General features: G+C 68.0%; 10 protein-coding genes. 2 read left to right on the forward strand and 8 right to left on the reverse strand.

The window, feature by feature from the left end:
• Positions 1-53: 53 nt before the first annotated feature.
• From ACWDKQ_RS32215 to ACWDKQ_RS32225, 3 genes are all read right to left on the reverse strand, one after another.
• The gene (locus tag ACWDKQ_RS32215; protein ID WP_450142540.1) at positions 54-998 is read right to left on the reverse strand and encodes a tyrosine-type recombinase/integrase; all 945 of its coding nucleotides are present in this window, start codon (positions 996-998) and stop codon (positions 54-56) included.
• Between the two features lie 770 nt (positions 999-1,768).
• The gene (locus ACWDKQ_RS32220) at positions 1,769-3,142 is read right to left on the reverse strand and encodes a hypothetical protein (protein ID WP_450142541.1); all 1,374 of its coding nucleotides are present in this window, start codon (positions 3,140-3,142) and stop codon (positions 1,769-1,771) included.
• 733 nt (positions 3,143-3,875) lie between these two features.
• Positions 3,876-4,244, reverse strand: a complete 369-nt coding sequence (locus ACWDKQ_RS32225; protein ID WP_450142542.1) for a hypothetical protein — start codon at positions 4,242-4,244, stop codon at positions 3,876-3,878.
• A 23-nt stretch (positions 4,245-4,267) separates the two neighbouring features.
• Between ACWDKQ_RS32225 and ACWDKQ_RS32230 the strand changes: the two genes are divergently transcribed.
• Positions 4,268-4,393, forward strand: a complete 126-nt coding sequence (locus ACWDKQ_RS32230) for a hypothetical protein (protein ID WP_450142543.1) — start codon at positions 4,268-4,270, stop codon at positions 4,391-4,393.
• Between the two features lie 138 nt (positions 4,394-4,531).
• On the opposite strand, the gene ACWDKQ_RS32235 is transcribed toward ACWDKQ_RS32230, so the two are convergent.
• From ACWDKQ_RS32235 to ACWDKQ_RS32245, 3 genes are all read right to left on the reverse strand, one after another.
• Positions 4,532-4,687, reverse strand: coding sequence for a hypothetical protein (locus ACWDKQ_RS32235; protein WP_450142544.1), 156 nt, complete (start codon positions 4,685-4,687; stop codon positions 4,532-4,534).
• 287 nt (positions 4,688-4,974) lie between these two features.
• The gene (locus ACWDKQ_RS32240) at positions 4,975-6,969 is read right to left on the reverse strand and encodes a caspase, EACC1-associated type (protein WP_450142545.1); all 1,995 of its coding nucleotides are present in this window, start codon (positions 6,967-6,969) and stop codon (positions 4,975-4,977) included.
• Positions 6,959-7,315: an effector-associated constant component EACC1 gene (locus tag ACWDKQ_RS32245; RefSeq protein ID WP_450142546.1), complete on the reverse strand. Its 357-nt coding sequence runs from the start codon at positions 7,313-7,315 to the stop codon at positions 6,959-6,961. Before ACWDKQ_RS32245 ends, ACWDKQ_RS32240 begins: the two co-directional genes overlap by 11 nt.
• Positions 7,316-7,440: 125 nt before the next feature.
• Here ACWDKQ_RS32245 and ACWDKQ_RS32250 point away from each other — a divergent pair, with 125 nt between their 5' ends.
• The gene (locus tag ACWDKQ_RS32250) at positions 7,441-8,607 is read left to right on the forward strand and encodes a tyrosine-type recombinase/integrase (RefSeq protein ID WP_450142547.1); all 1,167 of its coding nucleotides are present in this window, start codon (positions 7,441-7,443) and stop codon (positions 8,605-8,607) included.
• Between the two features lie 159 nt (positions 8,608-8,766).
• On the opposite strand, the gene ACWDKQ_RS32255 is transcribed toward ACWDKQ_RS32250, so the two are convergent.
• Both ACWDKQ_RS32255 and ACWDKQ_RS32260 read right to left on the reverse strand, forming a co-directional pair.
• Positions 8,767-11,904 carry a Tn3 family transposase gene (locus tag ACWDKQ_RS32255; protein ID WP_450142548.1) on the reverse strand — a complete coding sequence of 1,046 codons (3,138 nt, stop codon included), beginning with the start codon at positions 11,902-11,904 and terminating at the stop codon, positions 8,767-8,769.
• 121 nt (positions 11,905-12,025) lie between these two features.
• Positions 12,026-13,946, reverse strand: a 1,921-nt coding sequence (locus tag ACWDKQ_RS32260; protein ID WP_450142549.1) for a Tn3 family transposase, incomplete at its 5' end; no start/stop codon positions are given.

The raw sequence follows: 13,946 nt of genomic DNA on the forward strand, positions 1-13,946 counted from the left end.
GGCCCAGAACTCCTGAAGCTACGGCCAGGTGCCAACTGGGGCGTTGTAGCTGGTCAGCCCTTTCGGCGGGGGCTGGACAATGTCTCGGTGGCCTCGTGGACGGCAGCGAGGCCAGGTTTGACGTAACGCTGGACGCTGCGCAAACTCTTGTGGCCGGTCTTGGCCATGATGACGTTGGCGGAGACGTTGGCATCGCCGAGGTGTGTAGCCGAGGAGTGGCGGAGCTGGTGCAGTCGTAGCCCGTTGCCGTGGTGGGCGAGCAGGACGCGGGCGCGGTCGTAGCCGAGCCGGGCACGGCCCGTCTCCGGGCAGATGTCCCTGGGGTCGGTGGTGGCTTGGCGGTGCCGACCGGGCCGGTGCTCGGAGAGGAACAGCGGGCCATGTTCGCGGCCAGCGATCAGACGGGGCAGCAGGTGCGCGGTGTCGGTGCCCCAGGTGATCCACATCGTGTCGCCGCCCTTGGCAATGATCTTGGCCTGTTTGTTGCGCAGGTCTAAGTCCTCGATGTTCAGGGCGAGCACGGCGTTGGCGCGGCTGGCGGACTCGTAGAGCATCCGCCACAGCGTCTTCTCGCGCAGCGGCACGTCGCGGCGCCGGCAGAGCCGATCGATCCGGGAGCGGGCGACGGCTTTGGTGTCATCGTTGTTCTCGCGCTGCCGCTCCGCCGAGCCGGGCAGTGCGGGGCTGGCCCAGTTCTGCTTGTCAGCGCACCAGGCCAGCCAGGAGCCGACTGCGGCGCGGTTGCGGTTCCACGTGGCCGGTTTCGCCTCGCCCCACAGTTCGGTGAGCGCGTTACCGATCTCCGCGTCGGCGATGTCAGCCAGGGCGCGGTCGGCGTCGAGTTGATCGGCGGTGCGGTCGAGCACGTTGGTGTAGGCGCGCAGGGTGTTCGGGTTGCCCTTGATCTTCGGGGTGTCGAGGAAGGCGTCGATGGCGGCGCGGACACTCGGTCCGACGACGCTACCGGCTGCGCGCCGTGCCGTCTTCAGCTTGGTCACCGTCGCCACCATGATCCGCCCCTTCCCGATCGACCTACCGGATAACGTGCACGAGTCGCGTCATCGGCAGTGCGACGTCGCCGCTGGTCGCCGATCGACGTTGTGGATCAGGCTATCGGATAATGGTCTATTATCACGTACATGCCCTGCCCCTGGCTGCGGTACCTAGGTACCGAATGCAAGCCCTTCTCGCGTAGCGCCAAAATCCGGTCCGATCCTCCCCGAAGGCCCTCCTGACCGAGGCGCTCGACGAAGCCGCGGACATCGAGGCCGCCGCGATCGAAGCTGCATAGCACCAGCGCGCACGATACGACGCGGTCGCACCCGGTGACGAACACCGGTGGATGAACATCGACGAGACGCTGAGCCAGCTGCTCTCGCACAACCTGCAAGGGCCCGGTTCCCCCGAAGCGCCGCACGCCAGGCGACCAGCCGCGGCACCTGACAGCACCTCGTACGCCGGGCCGGGCTCGGAACCTGGCCGCCGCCAAGCCGTGCAGCTAGCGGGTACAGCGACTGAGCAGGCCTGCTGATCGTCAGCCCGCCGAGAACGGACGGAACCCCGCGTCCTAGCCGCGTCCTAGCCCATCACGCTCACCGTAACCGGCGTGGAAGCATCCCGTCCGACTCGGTGCCCGCACGCCACTGTGGCCCACTCCCGATGGTCGGGAGTGGGCCACGTGTCGTGCAGGCAAGCCGTGACCTAGATCACGTGCTGCAGGCCGCGATCACGTGGCCTGCCCTGTGGGGAGGACGGCTGGTGGTGGCGGTCAGCTGGTGGAGGCGTTCTCCTCGGCGGCGATCCGGGCTTCGACCTCGGCGCTGTCGGTCCCGGCGGCGCGTAGGCCATAGCCACGGTGGACGACCAGAAGCTGGCTGTGGTCGCCGTTGGCATCCCGGTAGGCGATCACGGCTGGGCCGGCGCCACTGTTGTGGTTGGGGAACCGTGTGTCCTGGGACCAGTTGCTGCCGTTGTAGCTGCTCCACCACAGGTGCTGGTCACCGCTGCCGGAGCCGCGGTGGACGAGGTAGAGCTTGCCGTCGAACACCGCCAGGCCAGGTCCCTCCAGGCTGAAGTGGGAGGGGAGCTTGGTGTCGGTAGACCAGGTGCTGCCGTTGAACGTGGAGTGCCACAGGGCGGTGTCGCTGCTGGCGCCGCGATGGACGAGGTGGAGCTTGCCGCCGAACACCGCGAGCGCCGGATTGGAGGCCGTGGAGTGGGCGGGGAGCTTGGTGTCGGCGGACCAGGTGCTGCCGTTGAACGTGGCGTGCCACAAATTGCTGTCGGTGCCGCCGCCGCGGTGGACGAGGTGGAGCTTGCCGCCGAACACCGCGAGCGCGGGGCCGACCGAGCTGGCGTGATTGGGGAGCTTGGTGTCGGTAGACCAGGAAGTGCCGTTGAACGTGGTGTGCCACAGATAGGTGTCGACGCCCTTGTGCACGCAGTGGAGCTTGCCGCCGAACACCGCGAGCGCGGGGCCGGCGCTGCTGGCGTGCCCGGGGAACCTCTGGTCTTCGCCCCACCCGGTCTCCGGGTCGTAGAGCGCCCACCAAAGCTGGTTGTCCGAGCCGCCGCTTCCGCGGTGCACCAGGTACAGGCGGCCGTTGAACTCGGCGAGTGCCGGGTTGGAACCGCTGTGATGGGAAGGGAACTTCTCGTCCTCGTTCCATCCCACCGAGGGCTCGAACACTGTCCACCACAGGTTGGTGTCCTGCTGCGGGGCGCTCCTGGGGGTCGGGATGAGCCAGCTCGGCGCGATCCAGGGCGACGAGCACTTGACGCCGTACGACCCGAGGCTGTTCGCGAACTTGATCGCCTTGGCGTGGAGCTTCATGATCTTGGCGACGATCTTGCCGATCTTGGGAATGGCCGCACCGACGATCTTGGCGACGTACTCCTCGATGTCCGCGATCTGCTCGGCGGCCTCCGGGTTCATGTGGACCTGGAAGCCCCACCACTTCGTTTCGACCCACACGTCCATCCCGAGCGCCTTCAGCTCCTCCTGGGCCTGCGCTCCCGCCGCCCGGGCATCGGCCGAGGGTGCGGCCATCCCCTCGGGAAGGCCGGCGGAGTCGTCAACGGTGCCCGGCTCGGCCTCCTGGACTTCGCCGTTCGGCGTGCTGGTGCTCTCGTCGGTAGCCATGAGCGTCCCTTCACTGTGGCGCACGGCCTCTGCCAGCCGACAGGCTGTGCCTCGTCGGCCCTTCCCGTTCCGGATCTGGTGCGCTGCACGAAGTGTTCCAGGCGCGGGCAACCGCTGTTTGCCGAACAGTGCAATACGCCACCTGTGCAGGTCATATCTGGCGTGAATTGCCACAGCGTCAGGCTGATAAAGGGGTGGGGAACCGAATACGCCAGAAACGGGCCGCGGCGAACGTAAATCAGATGTTCGAGGGGCGCTCTTGGCTCAGTTCGTCAGCTCGCAGGGTCAATGGACAACTTCGTCCCTCGACCTACGACGCGTCGTTCCCATTGGATGCGAAATCTTCGCATCAGATGCGAAGTGGCGTCCGTGACCGCTGGCCGGGGACTCTGGGCGGTAACCGGCAGCCTGGCTAAGGTGTTTCGGGCCCGAGTAGTTGATCTTGTTGGAGTGTCGGGTTTGGCGTCGATCGATCGCACGACTTACCCGCGCTTCAAGCGCGCGGTGTCGCTGCGCGAGCTGGCCGAGGCGTTCACACCCACACAAGACGAGATCACGTGGGCTCGCGGCAGAACCCAGCACGAGCAGCACTTGCTGACGCTGTTGGTTCGGCTGAAGCCATTGAGTCCCACCGCGACCCCGAGATCCACCGCCAGGCGCTCGCGCGTGAAGAAGCCGAACGCCGCGAGATCCGCCGGCGGCTGGACCCAGGATGCTGACGGCCGTCCTGCCGTCAGGCGTCGCCTTGCTCGTCGTCGCGGCCGAGAAGGCCACCGAGCTCGTCGTCCATCTGCTGGTTCACCGCAGCGTGGGAAGCGGCGCGCAGGCAGACCTGGGCGGTTTCAGGGTGCGGCCAGTCATTGCCGTTGGCCCCAACGACGATCTGTCCCAAATAGAGCACGTCGGCCATCAGGTGGGCGGCATTTCCTTTGAGACGGGCGAAATCGGCGTAGTCGGCCTCGGTGAGGTTGCGCACCGCATCCGGCGGCAATGTCTGTTCTGGGTCGGGCGCGGCCACTTCGACTCGCTCGCGGCTGGGAGGGAAATAGTCACCGAGGACTGCGTGCAGCACGTCGCGGATGTAGCCCCAGGCGGCCTGCACCGATTGCCGGCAACCAGCCGTACTTGCTCGGCATCGTCGGCCCGCTGATCGCCTTGCTCAACCAGGCGCTGCTGCTCAGCGACGAACGCTCGCAGCCGTTCCCCGCAGCTCATCAGGTGACACATCCACGCCACTACGGGGTTGAGTAGCAGCGGTACAGCCGTTGGCGCTAAGCCAAGATCCGCAGGTCAGCGGGCTGTATGTATTCATGTCCTGGCCGCCGGCGGGCCCGGTCGTGGCGGGGCCGCTTTCTCCGGGGAGGCTCTCCGCCCGCCACATGCCGCCGGTCAGTCGGGCAGCAGGCCCGCCTCGCCCAGGGCGTTGGCTGCGATCTGGGCGTAGCGCTCCGGGAGGGCGATCTCCCGGGGCCGGAAGTGGTGCTCGAAGGTTCGGCGCAGCACCCGCAGCACCTCCTTGTCTTTGCCGGTCTCTCTCGGCCCCACCTGTGGTCGCCTCCAAAGCGGCAAGGACGGGCGGAAAGTCGAGCTCATGTACCTGTGCCCGCCCCGGCCGCCGGTCACGGGGTGGGCATGCCCACCGCCGCGTCGACCTCGACGCCTGTCCATGCACCAGCCGGGTCATCACACCGGCGTCGGCGCCGGGTTCGCGGCCTGGATAGTCGGCTGGCCAAATTCCAGGATGGTCAGGCTGGGGTGAACTATGGTGATGAGGAGTCCAGCCCAGCTTGCAGTTCACCGTGGTGTGGTCACTTGTAGATGTGCTGCTGGGTCTATCTGGGGGGCAGGGTCCATAGCCGGATGGCGTGGTCGAGGCCCCCGGTGACAAGGGTCTGGTCGTCGGGGCTGAAGGCGATCGCGTTGACGCCGGTGAGCGGGTCGCCGAACTGTCGTTGGCTGGCGGTGTCCCACACCACTGCTGTGCCGTCGCCACCCGCTGCGGCCAGGGCACGCCCGTTGGGGCTGATCACGAGGGCGATCGCCGGCTTGGTGAGGCCGGTGAGGCTGGAGCCAGTCTGCTGGCCGGAGGCGATGTCCCACAACTGCACGGTGTTATTGCTGAGGGCGACGGCGAAGGTCCGGTTGTCAGGGCTGAGCGCAAGGCGTTCGATGGTGCTGCCGTGTTCGAGGGTGAAGGATGCGATCGTGCGTCCACTGAGCGTGTCCGCCACCCAAACCGTGGTGACGTACCCGCAAATGGCGCTGTGGGCGTCGGAGCTGAACGCGGCCGCCTCTCCGACAGGGTTCGCATCCTCAGCCAAATCGGTTTTCCGGCCGCCATCGAGATCCCACGCGGTGCAGTGAGTCGAATCGCCGGTTGCCAGGGTGCGACCGTCAGGGCTCAGCACCCAAAGCGGCGAACTGGTATTCGTCCGGGTGATGACGATGGGTGTTCGGGTCTGCTGACCGCTGGTGGTGTCCCACAGTCTGGCGGTGACGCACTTCTCCTGGTCCTGGTCCTGGTCCTGGCCCGCGTCGCAGCTGACGGTTCTCAGGGTGCGGTCATCGGCGCTGAATGCGATGCCTGGGCGAGAGTTGGCGGCGATGGGGCCGATGGGCTGGCCGACCCGCTGGTGGCTGGCGGTGTCCCACAGCAGCACCGTGCCGTCGACCCCCGCTGTGGCGAGAGTGCGGCCGTCGTGGCTGAACAGGGCCGTGTCCACGCCGGTGGGGGCGGTCATCTGCCCGGCGGGAGTGAGGCCGGGCAGGGCGACGCCGAGGATGCGCTCCAGCTGGGGCCACATCACCCAGCCCGCGGCCACAGCCAGCACGACGGCCGCTGTCAGCACAGCGGCCAGGATCCGTCGGCGGGCACGTGGGCCGGTTGGCGGTCGGGTACCGGCGGAGCGCCGCCCTGTCGGTGGGGCGACCCTGAATTGGGCGCGGTATCGGGCGGCGCGCTCGCTGGCGGTAAGAGACGGGACGTCAGCGTTTTGGCGTGGCGCTGCCCCACCTAACGTGCTGGCGCTCGGCGCCGGGTCCGCCCCCATCGGAGGCTTGCCGGGTAGTGGTGTCGCGTGGTTGCGGGCGAAGACGAATGCGGCAGCGGTGTCGTCGTTGCGCTGGTTGGGGCGGGGCAGGCCCTTGGCTGCCAGCCGGTGCCGCAGGTGCGGGAAGATCGCCCCGAGTGCCAAGCCGTCCGGGCCGCCGGGGACGCCGTCACGGGTCAGCAGGTCCAGCAGCTCGCCGGTGAAAGCGGTACGCGGGTGACCCTCGTCGTCGGGGGGTACGTGGGCGCGCTCGTCGGCGGCGGTAAGGGTGTAGGCGCCTGTGCAGTCACTGAGGTCCGCTAGTTGCGTGGCGTCGTCGTCGGCGCCGAGCCCGATGGCGCGCCCGGAGTAGCAGCAGTCCAGGATCGCGATCTTGGTGGCGGCCGGTGTGCCGCTGTGCAGCGTCCTCTTGATCTTGGCGTACTCCAGGCCGGTCGCATCGGGGTTGGCGTGGTCGGTGTCGGCGATGGCCAGGCACAGCTCGCCGGTGTGCTCGCTGGGCTGGCCGTGGCCGACGAAGTACAGCAGCAGCACCCCGGTGGTCTCGGCCGCCAGTTGGCGTAGCCGGCCCATGAGCTGACCGGCGTTGGCGGGGTTGATGATCTTTTCGACTTGTTCCTCGCGCCACCCGCACAGACCCGATTCGACCAGCAGGTGGTACATGCCATCGACGCTGTTGCCGACGGCGGTGTACGACCGGTACTTGTCGTCTTGGTAGTGGGGGACGCCGATGAGGATCGCGCGGGAGCCGTCGGGGATGCGCGGGTCACCGTTCATCGGCGTCACGCAGGATCTCGCCGAGCAACTGCACCGCCTCGGCGTTGGCGTCGCGGGCGCGCAGTTTCACGGTGCGGCGTTTCGAGGTGACGGTGACCTTGGCGACGAGGCCGGCACGGCGGTTCTCCAGCCATTTGTTCAGCGAGTTGGTCAGGGCGACGCCGAGCCCGCCGGAACCGACGGCGACCGTGAGCACCTCGATCCATTCCCCGCCCAGCGTCCCGTCCGTGGGCGGGCCGGGCTCCTGGCGGACCCGGCCGCGGAAATCGCGGTTGCCGTTCAGCCAGCCGGCCAGCGCGACGTAGTCGTCGACCGCCCCGCCCTCAATGCGGATCTGCAAGTCCATCGCCCGTCCCCTTCCCCCTGCTGGCCGTGGCCGCCGCTGGCCCGGCTGTGGACCGGCGGCCCGGCTGGCACCTACCCTGGAGAAGATCGTTTCAGGAAATGACCCTTCTGTGAAGGGAATCCGCTATGTCCGCCACCGCGTCCTCGACCAACGTCGCCCAGGATCCCCGCGAGTTCGCTTCACGAAAGACGCTAACCGTGCTCGGCGTGCCCGTTACCAGTTCCGAGACTGTCGCGTTCTGGATCGAGGCGTACCTGACCGCTGCGGTGCGCGGGGTCCGCTCAGCCGAGGTGGCCGGGAAGATCGCCCGGCATCTTGCCCGCTTCCGGGACTGGTTCGCCGAAGGCTTCGGACACGACCGGATCGCGGCGGTCACCAGCCGCGAGGTCACGCTGTGGCGGGAACACCTGGCCGCCACCGTCGTCCGGCAACTCGCCGAGGGCCGGCAGCAACTGATGGCACCGGCCACGGTCAACAACCACCTCGCGCACCTGTCCGCGTTCTTCACCTGGACCGCCGCCCACGCAGAATCCGCGCTGTTGCCGCACGGCGACCCCGCCAAAGGAGCCGAGTTGCTGCCGCTGCCCGCACCCGAGCCGCGGGCGCTGTCAGAGGCGCAGGTCCGCACCATGAAGAACGTGCTCGACCGGCTCGATACCTTCCACCGGCTCAAGGGCCGCCGCCACCAAGGCGCGCCGACCCCACCCAGCGCGCACCGGCACGCCCGGCCCTTGCGGGACAGGGCGATCACCCACGTGCTGTTTGGCACCGGCCTGCGCCGCACCGAACTCGTCAACCTCGACATCGCGCAGTTGCACCCGCGGGACCCGGTCGAGCTGCGGCGAGTCAAGAAAGCCCGCCTGGTAGGGGTACGAGGCAAGGGCCGCACCCAGCGCACGGTATTCCTGGGACTGGACGCCCGCCTGGCCCTGGCCGACTATCTCGACCACGAACGCCCCAGCGACACCGACCCGGACTCGCTGGCGATATTCCTGGCAGCGGCCTCGATCGCGACCCGCCGCCCCGGAGGCCGGCTGTCGCCGCGCACCATCAACACCGTCATCGGCGAGGTAGGTCGCATCCACGACCTGGAGGTCGATGGGGCGGACCGCAAGCTCGGCGTGCTGCGCCCCCACGATGCCCGCCACACCTTCGCCTACCGGCTCTCCGCCGCCTCCGGGCACAACCGCGCCGAACTCGAACGCCGCCTCGGCCACGCCAACGACCGGTACCTGAAGCTGTACACCAACCCACCCGAGGACATCGCTGCCGGCTGGGCCGAAGACCTGTAAACCTCACATTGGGTACTGGCCGGCCAGGTGCTGTTCGACCATCCGGTGCCCGGTCGCGGTCGGCTGGGCGTGTACTGCTGCCCGCCGACCTGCTCGCGGCGGCAACCGAACACTGACAACCGGACTCGGGATGCGGGGCGAATCTGGTCGTCACACCGGTCAGAGGTCGATGTCGGTCTCCTCCACGCTGGCCGGGTCGCGCAGCGGACGCAGGCCCTGCGCGGGCTGGGAGGAGATGATCGCGTACCGGCCCAGGCAGTTGACGTGCTTGTCCTTCAGCGGCGAAAGCCGGGCCTTGTCGGCCTCGTCGATGACGTGCCCGGCGGCCTCCAGTTCGGCGACCGCCGCGTCCAGATAGCGGCTCGTCCACAACACCACCGCGTTGACCACGAGGCCCAGACTGGCGAGCTGGTCCTCCTGGCCCTCGCGGTAGGCCTGCATGATCTGGCCCCGTTTGCCGTGGCAGATCTCCCGCGCCAGCCGGTGCCGGGACTCCTGCACCGTGAGCTGCCGGTTCATCCGCCGCCGGTAGGTGTCGTCCACCGGATCACACAGCGCAAGCAGGTGCATCGTCTTGTCGATGCGCCCGTACTCGGCGAACGCCTGCCCCAGCGGTGACATGCGGCCCTCCCTGCCGAACACACGCAGCAGGTCATAGGCCCGGACCTGGTTGGTGATCAGCGACCCGGCCACCCGCAGCATGTCCGGCCACCAGGTGACCACCTTGTCCAGGTTGATCTTGTTGCGGGCGATGGCGTTGAGCGGCCCGTAGTCGGCCGGCTTGGCGTCCTTCTCGTCCTTCTCGCCGGGCGTCTCCGCCCGCCAGAACCGCTGGTCGGACAGGTCCCGCAGGCGCGGGGAGAACCGGTAGCCCAGCATCTTGAACAGCCCGAACACCATGTCGGAATACGAGGCGTGGTCGGTCGCCACCATCTCGGGCTTCACCCCGCCGTCGAGGTTGAGCAGGGTGTCGAGGATGAACAGGCTGTCGCGCGGGGTGCCGGGCACAATCATCGCGCCGATCCCCGAGACCTGGTCGTTGACCGCGTTGAGCCAGGTGAAGCCTCGTTTGAAGCCGAAGTACTTCGGCGACGGGGCGGCGTTGATCGTGCGCGCCGGAACCACGAACCGCAGCCCATCCACCGAGGCCAGATGCCCGCCGCCCCAGCAGCGGGCCAGCGGAATCTTGCCCTGCGCGGAGATCAGCAGCGCGTTGGCGGCGGCGATGGTGTCCCCGCGCAGGTAGTTCTGGTCCACATGCGACAGACGGGTGCGGGTCAGCTCCGGGTGGTGGGGGTTGATCACCGGGGTCAGGCCGATGTTGCACGCCTCGGCGACCAGCAGCGCCACCAGTGAGATCGGCAGCCCGGCCATCCGGGAGGCGCCCTCGGAGACGTGGGTGAAGGCGTCGAGGAACCCGGTCCAGGAGTGCACCTCGAACAGCAGGTCCGGTAAGTCGATCTGCGGCAGCATCGCCGCGGTCGTCTTCTTCAGCCAGGTCAGCGATTCCGGCTCGCCGACCGCGCCGAGCTTGTCCACGCTTAACCGCGCCCGGCCGCCCTCGGGCGGCACGACGACCTCGACCTTGGCGTCTGGCCCGGCCTCGGCCATCCGGTCGGCCATCTGCCGCCACGCCGCGTCCAGTCCTCGGGTCAGCTCGCCGAGGTGCTGTTCGACGGGCATGTCCAGGCTCAGCCCGGCCAGTACATCCGGGCGCACAGCGTCCCACCGTGGACCGTCCAGCAGCCGGGCCCGTGGGTCGGCCCACCGGTTGGACGGGGTGGCGTAGATGTCGCGGCGCAGCAGGGCGCGGTGTAGTTGCTCCAGCACGCACACCACGTAGGCGTCCCGGTCCACCGCGCCCGCCGGAAGCGTGGGGTTGGCGAACACCACTGGCTTCCACGAGCGGGGCACCAGATCGGCGTCGATGTCCTTGACCGACGGCGACTTCGACGCGCCCTTGCGGCGGGCCAACCGCGGCAGCGTCCGCACGGCGGCCAGGATCTGCCGCCCGCCTTGAGCAGCGGCCAGCGCCGGGGACTCGCCCAGCAGCGCCAGGAACGGGCGCACGGTGTTGTATCGGCTGGTCAACGCCTTGCGCAGTGCGATCTCGGCTGACCCGTCGTCATCGGGCACGAGCGTGTCGACCACCGCCATCGCCGCCGTGATCTTGTCTCGGGGCGCGATCTCGGCTAGCACCTGCCACACCAGCGGAGGGTCCAGTGCGACCTGGTCACGGTCAGCGTCTTCCAGCAGCCGCACCAGCACGCCCGAGACCCGCTTGAGCGTTCGGGAGGCCCGCTCCAGCTGCGGCAGATTCGCCAGCCGCTCCTTGTCGGTGGCGCGCTTGGCCGGCGATAGCAGCCGGGTGGCCATGAGCAACGCGAACAGGTCCAGCGCGTCGTCGATCGCCTGGGCCTCCAGGTTGCGCATCACTGCGGTCACCAACGCCGTGCGCCGTGGCTCCGGGGTGCGTTCCAGAGCGGCGGCCTTACTGGCCATGCCGTAGCGGGCCAACGTCGCCAACCGGTTGATCGGCACCCGCGCGAGGTTCACCCGGCCCAGCCCGAACCCGGAGATCTCGTTGACCCGGTCCAGGGCCTTGGCCATCGCAGTGCCCGTCGACCGGGTCGGCGGCCGCCGTAGCCGCTCCAGCTCCGAGCGCCGAACGCCCTCGGGCACCGCCAACAGCCCGGCCAGCGCCGGTGGCAATGCCGGGTCCGCCCGGTAGGCGGCACGGGCGACCGAGGAGTGCAGCCGGTCCTCGGCGGCGGTGCGCGCGGCGGAGACCTGTCGGGCCAGCACGCTCACGCCGGGCAGCAGCACCCGGTGCCGGCGCAGCCAGGCGACCGCGTGGTTGAACAACGCCACCGGCCCCTCGGCGTGCGTCCAGGCCCGGCCGTAAAGGAACGTCCGGAACTTCCGGCCCCACTCCTGGTCTTCGTAGGGGTGGTAGCCGAACGCCTCCTGGATCTCCCAGGCATGCTCGTAAGCAGTCTTTTCCCGCTCGCTGTACTTCTTCACGCACGACGGGTCAGCTATGCCGAGTTGCTCGGCGAGGTAGGCCACCACCGGCCACGGCACCGCAAGCGGGTCCTGGAGGAACAGACCGACGTAGCGCATGGTGCAGACCTGGAGGGAAAAGCCCAGGCGCGAATGATCACCACGGCGTTTGCCGATCAGCCGCCGGTCCTCGTCGTCGAGGAAGAAGAACCGCTCCAGCTCCGGGCGGGTCGGCTCCTGGGTGAACGTCCCGTAGGACTCCGCCTGCTCATCGGTCAGAAACTCCACGGGCACGAGTCGGAACCGTAGACGACGCCCGTTGACCTGCGGATCTTGGCTTAGCGCCAACGGCTGTACCGCTGCTACTCAACCCCGGTTGAGCCCTCCATCGAGGTCGCCGGGATCGTCGGGCCGTCTACGCGGTGAGGTCCAGGTCGAGGCGGGTGTCCATGTCGAGCTGGAACCGGCCATAGGGGTTGACATGTGTCCAGAACAGGGCGTTCAACGCTCGGCGATCCTCCTCGGTGAGCCGCTTCGCCCACTTCGGATCGTCCAAAACCCGTTGCAGCAGAAGGGTATTGATGTAGACCAGGCAACTCTGCAACAGGTGCAGCGCCAGCATGGACACCTCGACGTGTTCGCGGTCGGAGCCGGTGAGCTTGCCGTCCTTGCCGTAGAAGACGACCTCGTTGGCCGAGTTCCAGTTCTCTACCACCTGCAACCCGGAATGGATCTCCCGGCGTAGTGCCTCCTCGGCCAGAAAGTCGCAAGCGAAGATGGTGCGCACCACCCGCCCGAGTTCTTCCATCGCCAGGTAGGTCGGGCTTTTCGGGCCACCGCCCTTGGTGAACCGGCGCAGCATCTGCTCGGCTTCGGCCGTACCCAGGCGCAACGCGGTCGCGTACTTCACCATCTGGTCGTACTGCTGGGTGATCTTGTCCCAGTCGATCGGGCGGTTCACGATCACCTTCTCCAGGTTCTTCCAGGTCGCAGGGTTGTCGCCGGGGCTGTAGAGCTTGATCGAGCCGATGTTCTTGAACCGGGGCAGCAACCGGAAACCGAGCAATTCGGTGAACGCGAAACCGACCACCGACGCGCCATGCGTGTCGGTGTAGTTCGCCTCGATCTCCGCGTCGGTACAGTGCCGTAGAAGGCCCTCGATCATGGCCGCGACCTCGGACGACGAGCAGCTTTTGACCTGCGAGTAGATACACACACGGCCCTTTTCGACATGCCAGTAGATCATGATCCCGTTCCAGCCGTAGCGGGCGTGGAACCGGGTCATGACATTCGAGTCCCACGACCCGAATCGCTTGGAATCGCTGGCGGTGGTGGTCGCCTTGCCCCACCAGCGCGGGTCGCGGGCCGCGAACGTGGCATTGACAACCTTTACGATCGCCCGCCGCAGGTTCTCCCGCGTGATGTGGCTCGCCCGCACCCGCCGCAGCGCACCCTCGTCCTCCTCGTGTTCGCCGGTGGCCACCATCTGCCGGATACCCATGTTCGTGCCCAGCGCGAACAGGCACTTCAACAACCGCCGCCGCAGCACGTCCCTGGGCAGGGCCTCGCGGGTGGCCACCGACACGAACTCAGTCGTGAAGTCGGTGAAGAAGTCGGTGTTCTTCAAGATGTCCAGCAGATCGATCGTGCCCCACCGGCGCTGCACCTCGGCCTTGAGCGCGGCGAGGTTGGTCGGCTCGGGCAGCTTCTCCAGTTGGGGCACACTGATCCACGGCTGCCCCTTCTTGGTTTTGATCTTCACCCCGCCAGTGGTGCCCTTGGCCATCGCGGTGTTCAACCGGTCCAGCGCGGCCCGGTGCCTCCGTTTCAGGTCATCAACGAACTCCGTGGCGTCCAACGGCTTGCCCAACGCGGCGTAGTGCACGTCGCGGTTGTCGACGAAGTTCTCCGGCAGGTCCTCCTCGGGATCACGCCAGCGGCCGGCGCCCTTCACCCAGATCTCCCGCCGGCGCAGCGCCTCGCGCAACGTGATCAGCACACACAGTTCGTACGGGATACGCTCGATCCGGCCTTGAGAGTCGGTGACCGCGTCCTGCCACGGCTTGGGCACCACACCCTCGATCGGCACCGTCGCCTCGGGGGCATAGACCTTCACCTTGGCGTCCACGCTGGCATAGCCACCAAGCAGGTCGATGGCGTCCATGACCGGCCGGTGGGTGGTGTTGTTGCACTGGAAGGTCAACGCGGCCAGCACCGGGCCCAGCATCCGCCGGTAGTAGTGGCTGTAGGAGCCGCGCAACTGGTAGCGGACCCGTTCCCGCACCTCCCGGCTGCCCGCCATCAGATCTTTGACCAATTTGCGCAGGGTCTTCTCC

The sequence above is a fragment of the Saccharopolyspora sp. NPDC000995 genome, from assembly GCF_053599315.1.